The organism is Undibacterium sp. TJN25 (assembly GCF_049339885.1).
Lineage (GTDB): Bacteria > Pseudomonadota > Gammaproteobacteria > Burkholderiales > Burkholderiaceae_D > Undibacterium.
Map to the genome: position 1 here is coordinate 41,641 of NZ_JBMPPM010000010.1, position 14,699 is coordinate 56,339.

A 14,699-nucleotide genomic window follows, 5' to 3' on the forward strand; every position below is an offset into this window, starting at 1 on the left:
AATGACGACTGATACCCAAACCAATCCAAATTCCAGCAAACGCAAGTTTGTACTGCTGGGCATTACGCTGGTCTTCATCCTGATAGGGATCGCCTATGCCATCTACTATGTGCTGGTGCTGTCCAAGGAAGTGGATACCGACAACGCCTATGTCGGCGGCAATCTGGTCAACCTGTCTTCGCAGGTGGCCGGCAATGTGCAGGAAATACGTGCCGATGAAACACAGATGGTCAAGGCCGGCGCCGAAGTCGTGAAGCTGGACCCTATCGACGCCGACGTGGCATTGAGCCAGGCCGAGGCACGGCTGGGCACAACGGTGCGCCAGTTGCGCGAGCGTTATTCCAACGTGGCGCAATACGATGCAACGATAGACCTGCGCAAGCTGGCGCTCAAAGACGCCAGCGACGACCTGGCCCGCCGCCTGCCGCTGGCGGCCGACCATACCGTTTCCGGTGAAGACATCGCGCATGCAAAACAGGCGGTGGAAAACGCCAAGGCGGCGCTGGAAGTCGCCGTCAAGCAGGCAGATGCCAACCGCTCCGGCGTTGCCGGTGTCAATATAGAAGGCCACCCCAGCGTGCTCGCCGCGAAAGCGGACTTTGTGCAAGCCTGGCTGGCCGTGCGCCGCAACGCAATACTGGCGCCGGTAACGGGCTATGTGGCCAAGCGCAGCGTGCAGGTCGGCAGCCGCGTCACACCAGGCACAGCGCTGATGTCCATCGTGCCGCTAGACCAGCTATGGGTGGATGCCAACTTCAAGGAATCCGAACTGCGCGATATCCGCGTCGGCCAGGACGCCAGGGTAGAGGCGGATGTATACGGCAATAAAGTGGTGTACCACGGCAAGGTGCTGGGCCTGTCCGCCGGTACCGGCAGCGCCTTCTCGCTATTGCCTGCGCAGAATGCGACCGGCAACTGGATCAAGGTCGTGCAGCGGGTGCCGGTGCGGGTGTCGCTGGATGCCAAGGAACTGGAAGCGCATCCGTTGCGCGTGGGCCTGTCCACCATCGTCACGATAGACATCCGCCATGCCGATGGCGCGATGCTGGGCGCGCCGATGTCGGCAGCACCCATGTATTCAACCAAGACGCTGAGCCAGCCGGTTCAGGAAGCCGCCGATGCGGCCGATGCCATTGTCAAAAAGAATCTGGCTAAATAAATTTCGGTAATCCCATGCGGGCAAAGACGGCCATCCGCCGCCGTCTTTGCTACCGCAGGCGGGTAATAGCCTGTAAGATCCGCGCTATACCCTGTAACAGCTTACGCAAGCTCCCTCCCCTATCATGATAGACGCCCTCATCACCGGCCGGCTGTACGGCCCGGCCCAAAAACGCGCGGGCCAGTCCGGCAGCGAATACGTCACCTGCAAGCTGAAGGTGGCCGTTGCCGACGGCGACCACATCTTTTGCAACGTCATCGCCTTCGACGACCATGTGCAATATGTACTGACGGAAATGGGCGACGGCGACAGCGTTGCGCTTTCCGGCGCACTGACGCCCAAGGTATGGGAAGACAAGCAGGGCAATGCGCGCCCGGCGGTAGACCTGATCGCCCATGCGGTGCTGACGCCATATCATGTCAAGCGCAAGCGGCTGGCGGCGCAAGGTCTAACGAAGCCGGGAGATACGGTTTCTCCGCATGACGCAGATCCGGAAGACGACTTCTCGTCAACCTGATAAGTAGCCCGATGGAGCGCAGCGCAATCCGGGATGTTTACCCGCGGCCTGTGGCGCGCTCCCGGATTGCGCTGCGCTCCATCCAGGCTACGCCCCTTGCTTTTGTAGACGGCTCAAGCAACTCGTCAGCGGTTCTACGGCTATCCCGGTGCTTTAAAACAAGCTGCCCTGTACATTGGTGATACCGGCAAAACTGTCATGCAGCGGCGCCAGTATGGCATCGGCGATAGGCTGCAGCTGTTTGCTGAGGTAGTGCTGGTAATCGATTTTCGCACCGGCGATTTCCGTGGGCGCAGGGCCGTTGATGCTGATCACGTAATTGATCCAGCCGCCGTTCTGGTACTGCTTGGGCCTGTCGTGCTTTTCATTGTATTCATCCGCCAGGCGCGCGGCGCGCACATGCGGCGGCACATTGGATTGGTAGCCGTCCAGCTGGCGGCGCAGGCGTTTGCGGTACACCATCAGCTCGTCGAATTCGCCGCTTAGCGTCTTGCCGACATAGTCGAGCACAAATTCCCGGTAGGGCTCGCCCTTGAAGACGCGCATCAGCAGCGCTTGCTGGAACTGCTGGGCCAGCGGCGTCCAGTCGCTACGTACGGTTTCCAGCCCGCGGTAGATGATTTCTTCGGCGCCATCCGGCGAGACCACCAGGCCGGCGTAACGCTTCTTGCTGCCGTACTCTTCACCACGGATCGTCGGCATGAAAAATTTCTGGTAGTGCGTATCGAATTCCAGTTCCAGCCAGCATTCGAGCCCGGACGTCGCTTTCAGATGCTCCTTCCACCATTGATTGACCTTGCCGACCAATTCGTCGGCCACCTCGTGTGCCTCGGCTTCGCTATGGCTCCGCTTCAGCCACACAAAGATGGAATCCGTATCGCCGTAGATGACGTCATAGCCGGCCTCCTCAACCAGGATGCGGGTCTGCTTCATGATGCGGTGGCCGTTCAGCGTGATCGCCGATACCAGGTCCGGGTTGAAGAAGCGGCACTCCGATGCGCCGAGCACGCCGGCCAGCGCGTTCATCAGCAACTTCAGCGCCTGCGACAGCGATTCATTCTTGTCGCGCTTGGCGGCGTCGCGGCCCTGCCAGATCTGCCGGACGATCTCCGGCAGGCAATGCCGCGTACGGGAAAAGACCGTGCCGTTCGGCCCCGGCACGGCGTCTGCCGGATCTTGCGCAATGCTTCCTTCTACCAGGCCTATGGGGTCGATCAGGAAGGTGCGGATGATGGAGGGATACAGGCTCTTGTAGTCCAGCACCAGCACCGAATCGTAGAGGCCGGGCTGCGACTCCATCACAAAACCGCCCGGATAGGAGGTGCCGGGTATCTCCCCCACGTTGGGCGCCACATAGCCTTCGCGGTGCATGCGGGGCAGGTACAGGTGGCTGAACGAAGCGATGGAGCCGCCGAAGTGGTCTGCCTGCAAGCCGGTGGCATTGGCACGTTCCATCGCAAACTCCAGCAGGCCGGCCTTCGCAAAAATCCGTGTGACCAGCTCGCAATCCTTGAGGTTGTACCTTGCCAGCGCCGGCTTGTCTTCGTGGAAGCGGCGTTCAATCTCAGCCATGCGGTCATAGGGATTGTCGATGGACTTACCCTCGCCCAGCATGGTCTGCGCGACGTTTTCCAGGCTGAATGAAGGAAAGCTCCACATCGCGGCTCTCAAGCCCTCAATACCGTCTATGATCAGGCGCCCGGCGGCGGAGGCGAAATAATGACTCTTCTTTGCGCTATGGCGGCGCCATTCCATGGCTTTGCCGGCGCGGCCGAGGATCAGCGGAACCTTCCATTTTTCTGCATGCGCCTGCAGCACGCGCAGGTCGAACTGTACGACGCTCCAGCCTATGATGACATCAGGATCGTAGGTGCGGAACCAGTCGTTGAGCCGTTCCAGCATCTGCTTTTGCGACTCGCAATATTCAAGCACAAAATCGCAGCCCGGCTGTTCTTCCGGCGCGGCGCCCAGCATGAAGACCCTGCGGTCTCCGCAGCCCTCTACCGCAATGGAATACAGGTCTTCATGGGCGCTGGTTTCGATATCGATGGACACCATGCTGAGCGCAGGGCGGTAATTGCTGACGGGCTTGAGTTTGCAGTCCAGTATCGTTGCGGCATTTTCGTCGCCGCCTTCTATCTGTACCGAGGCGGTGATGAAGCGTTCCATCATGAAGCGTTCATGCGGGCGTATATCCGCTTCGTGCAACCGGATACCGCGCTGCATCAGCGCCGTTTCCAGCCGGGATATCTGCCTGTATTGTTTGCAATATATGCCGATTACCGGCTCTTGCCTGAAGGTCTTCAGCGCCAGCGGCTGGACATTGGCGCCGGGCACGCCGGCCAGCAGGGATTCTATCTGTTCACGATGCTCCGCAGCCGCAAACGCGACCGACGTCTGCGACCGCAGCAGTATGTTCCGGGGGCCGTCGTCGGTCGCTACCCAAAATTCTATTTCGGTTCCGTCTGCGGTATCGCGCCAGTGGCGGGTAAGGATGAACGCCGGGCGGGTATTCTGATTCAAGTGAAGACTCTCTAAGGCTCTTTTCGGGCAATATCCGTATTATCGGCCAAGTCCGTCCCTGCGGGGCTGCGGATGTGCATTCCTCGATTTTGGAAAACTTGCGCAGGCTGCGCTATAGTGGATATTGTAGTGGATGCCCCAGACTCTCCAGATGGAATGATATGACCGGCAGCGACAACCCCCTTCTTCCCGAAGAAACACGAAAAAATGACACCGACGTAGCGGCGCTTTTCGCCAGGCTGCGCGTGGCCGTCAGTGAGCGGGCGCAGGATGCCTGCTCGCTGGACGACATGGATGAGGTGATAGACATGGTGCAGGAGCAATTTCAAACCGGGCGGCCGGACCGCAGTGCCGTATCCAGGCTGCTGGCTTCGCTGGCAGTCAATGACGAGATTTCCGCCATTGCCGATGCGCTTGCAGACGCGATGTTTGCATTACCCAGGCGCTAGCCAATAGACACGCGCGCGGGCGCCGGCTTCAATATCTCTTGCAAAGCCCGCAGCCGGTATTGCCTGCCTTTTTCCCACTGCGGGTGATGGGTGCGAAAAGCCGGGATGCCGTTAGCCCGGAACGACCACAATGCCCTGGGTTCATGCACGATGCCATCGGTGATGGCGAAGAATTCTTTCAGGTAGCGGTCATAGCCGGGGCCGGTAACGAACAGGATCGCATCCGGTTTCAGGATATCCACCTGCGCAAGCAGCAGTGCCCGGGACATGTCACGGATATCCCTGAATATCGCTGCCGGCAAATCCGTAGGACTATTGGCGTTGGAGCTGACGCAGAATAAGTTGGCCCACACGGCATTGTTGCCCGCAGCAGGCTCGGTCACTGCGACAGCATTGACCGCCTGCCGGTAGAACTGGAAAAATTTGTGCTTTTGCGGCTGCATCAACAGGAAGTCCGCATGGGCTTGCATCGAGAACTCGACGTACGATTGTTCATCGCGGAAACCGGCGGCGCGATGCAGGCCGCCCGTCCATGCGCGAGTTTCCTTGCCGACTATCATCAGCTTTAAGCGGCTTTCCAGGTAGGCATCGGATACGCTGGGCAAGAACAATCCGGACAGTTTTTCGGATTGCGAAGCCAGTTGGCCTAATTTTTTCAGGTCTGCGATATCCGTGAATTTTTGGGTAATTGCTGAGTGAGCGCTTGCCTGCATATCATGCTTTGCACCTCAAGGCCTTAGCGCCCCGCCTGTACCAGCTTGAACACGCCCACCACCTGCGACAGCTTGGCGGCCTGCTCGTGCAGACTGGTCGTGGCGGCAGCGGCCTGCTCCACCAGCGCAGCATTCTGCTGCGTCATTTCATCGATATGCGCAATGGCCTGGTTGATTTCGCCTATGCCTTCGCTCTGGTCGCGCCCGGCGGCAGCGATCCGGTTCATGATGTCAGCCACGTCCTGTACCGATGCGACAATATCGCCCATGGTCTTGCCTGCCTGCTCCACCAGCTGGTTGCCGGCGTTGACCTGGTTGACGGAATCGTCGATCAGCGATTTGATTTCCTTGGCTGCGCCCGAAGAACGCTGCGCCAGGCTGCGCACTTCCGTGGCCACCACCGCAAAGCCCCGGCCCTGCTCGCCGGCACGCGCCGCTTCCACGGCGGCGTTCAGCGCCAGGATATTGGTCTGGAAGGCGATGCCCTCTATGGTGCCGATGATGTCACCTATGCGGTGTGAGCTTTGCTGGATGCTGCCCATCATGTCCACGACCTGGGACACCACATGCCGGCCCTGTGTGGCAACGCCGGACGCGGAGGTGACCAGTTCCTTGGCGCGCTGCGCATTGACTTCGTTCTGCCGCACCGTGGACGTCAGCTGTTCCATCGACGATACGGTTTCTTCCAGCGAGCTGGCCTGCGATTCGGTGCGGGATGACAGGTCGGTATTGCCGCTGGCGATTTCGCGGGACACCAGCGCCAGCTGGTCGGTGCCGGCGCGCACGCTGCCGACCACGCCCGCCAGGCCCGTACCGATGCCGTTGATGGATTGCATCAGCTGGCCGATTTCATCGCGGCGGCCGATGTGCAGCAGCATCGTCAGGTCGCCGGCGGCCAGCTTCTGCGCGCCTTTCATCGCCTCTTGCAGCGGCCGGCTGACCATGCGCTGCACCAGCATGTTCAGCAGCACGGACAGCACGCCGACGGCGATGATGGCGATAAGCAGGTAGCGGTTGCGCAGGCCGGCCAGCTCCGTCGCGCGCTGCGGCGCCAGCTCCTGCGCCGACGAGCCCAGGCTCCAGATAACGGCAGCCAGCACGAGGCTGACCAGCAAGAAAGTGAGCAGCGACACCTTGGCGCTGATGCCCATCTGCCGCTGGTCGCTGACGTTGATGCCGACAAACAGTATGCCGATGATATTGCCGCCGCGGTCGCGGATGGGGTCATACTGCGTAATGTACTGGATGCCGAACAAGGTGGCGTAGCCTATATAGGATTCGCCGGCGATCAGGCGTTTGTAGCCGGGATGCGCGCGGTCCAGCGGCGTGCCGACGGCGCGTTCGCCGTTCTCTTTCTTGATCGACGTGGAAATGCGGATGAAGTCGCCGCCATCCTTCACGAAGACGGTGGCGGCAACGCCGGTCTGCCGCGCAAAGCCGTCCACCAGCGCAAAATCCAGATTGACGACGGCCTGCCCATGGCGCAACACCGGCGTCGCCCTGCCGGCGACATCGATGACCTGGCTGGTATCGACGGTGATATCGCCGGACACGGCTGCACGGAAGCGGGCGGCAAAATGCCTGATGCGGCGTTTTTGCGGAAGCAGTTTGTTCATTTTGCATACCTTACGTCAACTGCAAAACCTTCACAGGCCCTGTCGCCATCCAGAGCAGATGGCACGATAATTTCTTGATAATACTCCATGTAACAAAGTGTTGCCCAAGAAAACTATTTCGTCAATCCGTAGTAACCGCTTGCGTGAGTTGCGCCTTTCGCCTCCCTCCGGCCGGATACCTGCATTTACTCCGGGTTCGGTACTGCAATGCAGCGGCCATTTGTGCAAGCAGACATTGCGTACCGGCAATCTCATCAAATTCAGCAATTGATTGCAAAGCGGCATATACTTATTCTCAGCTTCTTCTTACTTGTAGTCTCACCCAGCTTCGCTCCGGCGAGGTTCCGCCACTGAGAGGTCAGCATGATACAAATGTCACGCCGCCAGTTTCTCAAGGTAACCAGTTCCACGGTTGCAGGCTCCAGCCTGGCCCTGCTCGGTTTTGCACCGATAGCGGCCCTTGCCGAGGTGCGCCAGTACAAGCTCGCGCGCACCACCGAAACCCGCAACACCTGCCCCTACTGTTCCGTGGGCTGCGGCATCCTGATGTACGGACTTGGCGATGGCGCCAAGAACGCGACCGCAAGCATCATCCATATTGAAGGCGACGCAGATCATCCGGTCAACCGCGGCACGCTGTGCCCGAAGGGCGCCAGCCTGATCGACTTCATCCACAGCCCCAGCCGCCTGCTGGCGCCGGAATACCGCGCGCCGGGCGGCAACGAATGGCAGAAAATCTCGTGGGACGATGCATTGGACCGCATCGCCAAGCTGATGAAGACGGACCGCGACGCCAACTTCATTGAAAAATCGGACGACGGCAAAACCGTCAACCGCTGGCTGTCCACCGGCATGCTGGCGGCATCCGCCTCCACCAATGAAGTGGGCTACCTGACACACAAGACAGTCCGCAGCATGGGGATGCTGGCATTCGATAATCAGGCGCGTGTATGACATGGTCCGACGGTGGCAGGTCTTGCCCCGACGTTTGGCCGTGGAGCGATGACGAATCACTGGGTAGATATCAAGAATGCCGATGTCATCCTGGTCATGGGCGGCAATGCCGCTGAAGCACATCCTTGCGGATTTAAATGGGTCACGGAAGCCAAGGCGCATAACAAGGCCAGGCTGATCGTTGTCGACCCGAGGTATACGCGTACCGCTTCGGTTGCCGATTATTATGTGGCGACCCGTACCGGCACCGACATCGTGTTCCTGGGCGCGATCATCAATTACCTGCTGACCAACGACAAGATACAGCACGAGTACGTCAAGAATTACACGGACATGCCTTTCATCGTGCGCGAGGATTTTGCGCTGAACGACGGCCTGTATTCCGGCTATGACGAAAAAACCGAGAAGTATGCGGACAAGAGTTCGTGGAACTATGAGATGGGGGCGGACGGCTATGCCAAGATAGATCCGACGCTGCAGCATCCTCGCTGCGTATATCAATTGATGAAGACGCACTACTCGCGCTACACGATGGACATGGTGTCCCGCGTTTGCGGCGTGCCGCCCGAGAAGTTTACCAAGGTAGCGGAAATGCTGGCGTCGACCGCGGTGCCGGGCCGCGCCGGTACCATCCTGTATGCGCTGGGATGGACCCACCACAGCACCGGTGCGCAGATCATCCGCACTGGCGCGATGGTGCAGTTGTTGCTGGGCAATATCGGCATCGCCGGCGGCGGCATGAATGCACTGCGCGGGCACTCCAACATCCAGGGACTGACCGACCTGGGACTGATGTCCAACCTGCTGCCGGGTTATATGACCTTGCCGTCGGAAACCGAGCAGGATTTCGACGCCTACATCGCCGCGCGCGCCAGCAAGCCGCTGCGGCCCAACCAGCTCAGCTACTGGCAGAATTACAAAAAATTCCATGTCAGCTTCATGAAATCCTGGTGGGGCGATGCAGCCAAGGCGGACAATAACTGGGCCTTCGACTACCTGCCCAAGCTGGACAAATCCTACGACCTGATGCAGGGCCTGGAGCTGATGCACCAGGGGAAAATGAACGGCTACATCGCGCAGGGCTTCAATGTGCTGGCATCGGCACCGAACAAGCAGAAGACCACCGAGGCTTTATCCAAGCTGAAGTTCCTGGTGGTCATGGACCCGCTGGCGATAGAAACGGCGGAGTTCTGGAAAGACCACGGCGAATTCAACGTGGTGGACCCTTCCAAGATACAGACCGAGGTGTTCCGGCTGCCGACGACCTGCTTTGCCGAGGAGAACGGCTCGCTGGTCAGCTCTTCCCGCGTGCTGCAATGGCACTGGCAGGGCGCACTGGCGCCGGGCGAGGCACGCAGCGACCTGGAGATCATGTCCGGCATCTTCCTGCGCATGCGCAAGATGTACCAGAAAGACGGCGGCAAGTTTCCGGACCCTATCCTGAATCTGACCTGGCCGTATTCCAAACCGGAAAGCCCGACCGCGGAAGAACTGGCGAAGGAATACAACGGCAAGGCGCTGACCGACCTGTTCGACCCCAAGGACGCTACCAAACAGCTGGCAAAAAAAGGCGAGCAGCTGGCGTCGTTTGCACAGCTGCGCGACGACGGCAGCACGGCCAGCGGCTGCTGGATATTCTGCGGCGCGTGGACGCAGGCCGGCAATAATATGGGCAGACGCGACAACAGCGACCCGACCGGCATAGGCCAGACGCTGAACTGGGCCTGGGCCTGGCCGGCAAACCGCCGCGTGCTGTACAACCGCGCGTCCTGCAACGTGGCCGGCAAGCCTTTCGACCCGACCCGCAAGTTGGTTGCCTGGAACGGCAGCAGCTGGGGCGGCGCGGACGTGCCGGACTTCAAGGTGGACGAGCCTCCGGAAAACGGTATGGGGCCTTTCATCATGATGGCCGAGGGGGTGGCCCGCTTCTTCGCGCGCAATGCGATGAACGAAGGCCCGTTCCCCGAGCATTACGAACCGTTTGAGAACCCGATAGGTTACAACCCGTTGCATCCGAAAAACCCGCGCGCCACCAGCAACCCGGCAGCACGCGTGTTTGCCGACGACAAGGCACAGTTCGGCACGCACGAAGATTTCCCGCATGTGGCCACCAGCTACCGGCTGACCGAGCATTTCCACTTCTGGACCAAGCACGCGAAGCTGAACTCCATCATACAGCCGGAGCAGTTTGTGGAGATAGGCGAAGATTTGGCCAAAGAAGTCGGCGTCGTGGCTGGCGAAAGGATCAAGGTCAGCTCCAAACGCGGGCACATCATTGCCAAGGCGCTTGTCACCAAACGCATCAAGCCGCTGATGATAGAGGGCAAGAAGGTGCAGACCGTCGGCCTGCCCCTACACTGGGGTTTTACGGGACTAGCCAAAAAGGGCTATCTGATCAACACGCTGACACCTGCAGTAGGCGACGCGAATTCCCATACGCCGGAATTCAAGTCCTTCCTGGTGAAAGTGGAAAAAGCCTAGGCCAGCCCAGGCTGATCAGACAAGGAGAAATATATGGCATACCAGTCTCTCGATATCAAACGCGTGTCGGCAACGACGGTGCAGCAGCCGGCCATACGCGAACCTGTGACCGGCACGGTGGCAAAGCTGATCGACGTCACCAAGTGCATAGGCTGCAAGGCCTGCCAGACCGCGTGCATGGAATGGAACGACCTGCGCGACGAGGTCGGCGACACCGACGGCACTTACAGCAATCCGCGCGACCTGACCGAGCATTCATGGACGGTGATGCGTTTCACCGAACATGAAAACCAGCATGGCGACCTGGAATGGCTGATCCGCAAGGATGGCTGTATGCATTGCGAAGATCCGGGTTGTCTGAAAGCCTGCCCGGCGCCGGGCGCCATCGTGCAGTACACCAACGGTATCGTCGATTTCAACGAAGAGCATTGCATAGGCTGCGGCTATTGCATTGCCGGCTGCCCCTTCGATGTACCGCGCATCTCCAAGCAGGACAATCGCGCCTACAAATGCACGCTGTGCTCGGACCGCGTGGCCGTCGGCCAGGAGCCGGCCTGTGTCAAGACCTGCCCTACCGGCGCAATTGTGTTCGGCACCAAGGAAGACATGATAGAGCATGCGGAAGAGCGCATCGTGGACCTGAAATCGCGCGGCTTCGACAAGGCGGGGCTGTACAACCCGGCGGGGGTCGGCGGCACGCATGTGATGTATGTGCTGCACCATGCGGATACGCCATCCATCTACCACAGGTTGCCGAACAATCCGCATATCAGCCTGATGGTCAGCTTCTGGAAAGGCTGGACCAAGCCGCTGGCCGTTGCAGGCATGGCGGCAGCGGCGCTGGCAGGCTTCTTCCACTACACCCGCGTCGGACCGAACGAGGTCAGCGAGGAAGAGGAACGCGAGGCAAAGCAGGCGGCAGCCGATCTGAAGGAGAACCACAATGAACCGGGATAAACACAACAACCCAGTGATACTGCGCTACACGCCCAACGAGCGCAGCAACCACTGGATCACGGCGATCTGCTTCGTGCTGCTGGCGATATCGGGGCTGGCCATGTTCCATCCTTCGATGTTCTGGCTGAGCCAGTTGCTCGGCGGCGGACAATGGACGCGCATCCTGCACCCGTTTATCGGCCTGGTGATGTTTTTGTCGTTTGCGATTCTGGTGCTGCGCTTCTGGCACCACAATCTGCCCGAACCGGGCGATGTGCAGTGGCTGAAGCAAATGGACGATGTGGTCAACAACCGCGAAGACAAATTGCCCAAGGTAGGCCGCTATAATGCCGGCCAGAAACTGCTGTTCTTTACGCTGATCGCCTGCATGCTGGGTTTGCTGCTGTCCGGCATCGTGATCTGGCGCGCGTATTTTTCATGGTATTTCCCCATCCCGGTAATCCGCGCGGCGGCACTGCTGCACGCCGTGTGCGCGTTTACGCTGATTACCAGCATTATCGTGCACATCTATGCAGGCATCTGGGTCAAGGGATCGATAGGCGCGATGGTGCGCGGCACGGTCAGCTATGGCTGGGCAAGGAAACACCACCAGCGCTGGTTTGAGGAAATTGTAAAAAGCGCACGCGCGAAGTAGCGGAAGCAACTTGCGGTAAAAGCGGACTGCCGGCAAACCGGCGGCCCGCTTTTTTTTACCCGATTCTTTACTGGCCGTTTGCTCCGCCGCAGGTGCAAACCGTATTACAATATTTGCACAGCCGCTTCCCGGCTGCACCGGCGTATCCGCATTGTTTTGGAATAGGAAACCTTTTGGTACAACGCATACTCGAACGCGGCGAAATCGAATCCCTGGACCATACGGCCTTCCCCCGGCTGAGGCTGCCTCCGCCAGATGCAGGCAGCGTATTCAGTCCGCGCGCTGCGCGTCTGCGCAGGCTTGCTGCGGGCGAAGTACCCGGCATACCAGTCAACCCGGCCCTGAGCGGCTACCTGACGTTGATGATGGAAGTTGTCGCCGCACAAGCCGAAACGCTGGCGGCGCTGGATGCCTCCGGCATTGCGCTGCCCGATCATGCCGCCATGGAACTGGCGCAACAGCATGCAATGCCGCCGCTGGCGGCCTTTGCGCCGCGCAGCCCGGCCTGGCGCGGCATACTGGCCACCCTGCTCGACAAACTGGATATTGTTGCGGAAAAGCAAGTAGAACTGGCTGCAGTGATTGCCGGTTTGCGTGTGCTGGATGCCGACGCTGTGGAAGAACTGGCGGACGCCGTGATCGCACAGCGCATCGATGGCCTGAATGCCGCGCAGGCGCCTTTCATCGCCGCCGCGCTGCAGGTGTTGTGGACCTACCATGCCAGCCGCCTGCCCCCGCAGCTGGTGCCGGTGCTGGAAACCGGCACTTTGTGCCCGGTGTGCGGTTCTCACCCGGTGGCCAGCGTCATCCGCATAGGCGGCCAGTCGCAGGGCTACCGTTACCTGCAATGCGGCCTGTGTTCCAGCGAATGGCACATGGTGCGCGTCAAATGTTCATGCTGCGAACAGAACGGCAAGATCGCCTACCAGGGGCTGGGTTCGCTGGATGCCGATGATGCCGTTGCCGCCCCTGTCAACAAAGCCAACGACCCGCGCAAATTTGCGCGCGCGGAGACCTGCGACGACTGCCACGGCTACCACAAGATTTTCAACCAAGAGCATGATTATGACGTCGAACCGCTGGCGGACGACCTCGCCAGCCTGACGCTGGACGTGCTGGTCAGCGAAGCCGGCTACTCGCGCGCCAGCATCAATCCGTTGCTGTGGTTCGGCGATATAGCACCAGAATCAGCGCCAGAATCAACGCCAGAATCAGCTTCAGAGTCAGCCCCGGAATGATGGAGCCGACGCCTGAAAACCCTGTGGTGAGAACGGTGAATTTGCCCTCCGTGGATAAGATACTGGGCTCGGCATCCGGGCGAAACCTGGTGGAAAAATACGGTCATAGCCGCGTGCTGGCAGAGCTACGCAAGCTGCTGGCGGAACTGCGCGCCGATGCACTGGGCGGCGCCGTGCCGAAAGTGGCAACGGATGATATTCCCGCCCTCACCGCCGCAGCGGCCAGCCGGCTGGCGGACGCAGACGTATCGCCGCTGAAATGCGTGTTCAACCTGACCGGCACCGTACTGCACACCAACCTGGGCCGTGCGCTGCTGCCCGACGTTGCGGTACAGGCAGTCATGCGGGCAATGACCTCACCGATGAACCTGGAATTTGACCTGGAGACCGGCAAGCGCGGCGACCGTGACGACCTCGTCGAAAATCTGCTGTGTGAACTGACCGGCGCCGAAGCCGCGACTGTGGTCAACAACAATGCGGCAGCGGTACTGCTGCTGCTAAGCACGCTGGCGCCGGAACGCGACGTCAGCGAAGTGATCGTATCGCGCGGCGAACTGGTGGAGATAGGCGGCGCCTTCCGCATTCCCGATATCATGCTGCGCGCGGGGGCAAAGCTGCGCGAGATAGGCACTACCAACCGCACCCACGCAGCCGACTATGCAAATGCCGTCAACCCGCATACGGTGCTGATGATGAAGGTCCATTGCAGCAATTACGCGATCAGCGGCTTTACCAAGAGCGTAGACCTGGAGCAGATTGTCGCACTGGGGCGCGAGCGCGGCATTCCTACCGCGGTGGACCTGGGCAGCGGCACGCTGGTGGACCTGTCTGAATACGGCTTGCCGCGCGAACCGACCGTCCGCGAAACCGTCGCCGCCGGCGCCGACCTTGTCACCTTCAGCGGAGACAAATTATTGGGCGGACCGCAGGCAGGCATCATTGTCGGCCGCGCCGACCTGATCGCCAGGATCAAGCGCAACCCGCTGAAGCGGGCGCTGCGCGTAGGCAAGCTGACGCTGGCGGCACTGGAGCCGGTGCTGGCGCTGTATCGCGCACCGGAATTGCTGCGCGACAGGCTGACGACACTACGCCTGCTGACCCGGCCCAGAGAGGCGATGCAAAGGCAGGCGGAGGAAATCGCGTCCCCCTTGCAGGGTGTGCTTGGCGGCGCTTACCTGGTCGGCACACAAGCAATGCTGAGCCAGATCGGCAGCGGCGCACTGCCGGTGGACCAGTTGCCCAGCTACGGACTGGCCATACGCGCCAACCCGGAGCAGCGGCAAAGCAATGCGCTCGGCAAACTGGAAAAAGCATTGCGCGAATTACCGCGCCCGGTACTGGGCAGGATAGCGCAGGATACGCTATGGCTCGATTTGCGCTGCCTGGAACACGGACAGCAGCAGGAATTTCTGCAGCAGCTGAACTTGCTGCGCGGAGAAGCGCAATGAGGATCGGCTT

At 60.2% G+C, this 14,699-nt stretch carries 11 protein-coding genes; 8 read left to right on the plus strand and 3 right to left on the minus strand.

Annotated features, from left to right (window positions below; translation table 11 throughout):
* The first annotated feature begins 1 nt into the window (after nt 1).
* Nucleotides 2–1,159, plus strand: a complete 1,158-nt coding sequence (locus tag ACO0LO_RS22380; protein ID WP_422967552.1) for an HlyD family efflux transporter periplasmic adaptor subunit — start codon at nt 2–4, stop codon at nt 1,157–1,159.
* Between the two features lie 124 nt (nt 1,160–1,283).
* A complete protein-coding gene (locus ACO0LO_RS22385; protein ID WP_422967554.1) occupies nt 1,284–1,676 on the plus strand; it encodes a single-stranded DNA-binding protein in 393 nt (130 codons plus the stop codon).
* 153 nt (nt 1,677–1,829) lie between these two features.
* Here the strand turns inward: ACO0LO_RS22385 and ACO0LO_RS22390 are convergent, their stop codons facing one another.
* Complete coding sequence (locus tag ACO0LO_RS22390) at nt 1,830–4,199, minus strand: DNA polymerase II (RefSeq protein ID WP_422967556.1); 2,370 nt, start codon at nt 4,197–4,199, stop codon at nt 1,830–1,832.
* Nucleotides 4,200–4,360: 161 nt separating this feature from the next.
* Here ACO0LO_RS22390 and ACO0LO_RS22395 point away from each other — a divergent pair, with 161 nt between their 5' ends.
* Entirely contained in the window at nt 4,361–4,648 is a 288-nt protein-coding gene (locus tag ACO0LO_RS22395; RefSeq protein WP_422967558.1) for a hypothetical protein, read from the plus strand.
* Here ACO0LO_RS22395 and ACO0LO_RS22400 read toward each other — a convergent pair.
* Both ACO0LO_RS22400 and ACO0LO_RS22405 read right to left on the minus strand, forming a co-directional pair.
* Nucleotides 4,645–5,253: a hypothetical protein gene (locus ACO0LO_RS22400; protein WP_422967559.1), complete on the minus strand. Its 609-nt coding sequence runs from the start codon at nt 5,251–5,253 to the stop codon at nt 4,645–4,647. The genes ACO0LO_RS22395 and ACO0LO_RS22400 overlap by 4 nt on opposite strands.
* A 131-nt stretch (nt 5,254–5,384) precedes the next feature.
* Entirely contained in the window at nt 5,385–6,977 is a 1,593-nt protein-coding gene (locus ACO0LO_RS22405) for a methyl-accepting chemotaxis protein (protein WP_422967561.1), read from the minus strand.
* Between the two features lie 363 nt (nt 6,978–7,340).
* Between ACO0LO_RS22405 and fdnG the strand changes: the two genes are divergently transcribed.
* The 5 genes from fdnG to selA all read left to right on the plus strand — a co-directional run bounded on the left by fdnG (nt 7,341) and on the right by selA (nt 14,689).
* A complete protein-coding gene (gene fdnG, locus ACO0LO_RS22410; protein WP_422967562.1) occupies nt 7,341–10,412 on the plus strand; it encodes a formate dehydrogenase-N subunit alpha in 3,072 nt (1,023 codons plus the stop codon).
* A 33-nt stretch (nt 10,413–10,445) separates the two neighbouring features.
* Nucleotides 10,446–11,369: a formate dehydrogenase subunit beta gene (gene fdxH, locus ACO0LO_RS22415; protein WP_422967564.1), complete on the plus strand. Its 924-nt coding sequence runs from the start codon at nt 10,446–10,448 to the stop codon at nt 11,367–11,369.
* On the plus strand, nt 11,356–12,003 hold the full coding sequence (locus ACO0LO_RS22420; protein ID WP_422967565.1) for a formate dehydrogenase subunit gamma: 648 nt from the start codon (nt 11,356–11,358) through the stop codon (nt 12,001–12,003). The genes fdxH and ACO0LO_RS22420 overlap by 14 nt, the downstream gene beginning before the upstream one ends.
* 173 nt (nt 12,004–12,176) lie before the next feature.
* The gene (fdhE, locus tag ACO0LO_RS22425) at nt 12,177–13,241 is read left to right on the plus strand and encodes a formate dehydrogenase accessory protein FdhE (protein ID WP_422967567.1); all 1,065 of its coding nucleotides are present in this window, start codon (nt 12,177–12,179) and stop codon (nt 13,239–13,241) included.
* Nucleotides 13,238–14,689, plus strand: a complete 1,452-nt coding sequence (gene selA, locus ACO0LO_RS22430) for an L-seryl-tRNA(Sec) selenium transferase (protein ID WP_422967569.1) — start codon at nt 13,238–13,240, stop codon at nt 14,687–14,689. Before fdhE ends, selA begins: the two co-directional genes overlap by 4 nt.
* Nucleotides 14,690–14,699: the final 10 nt, after the last annotated feature.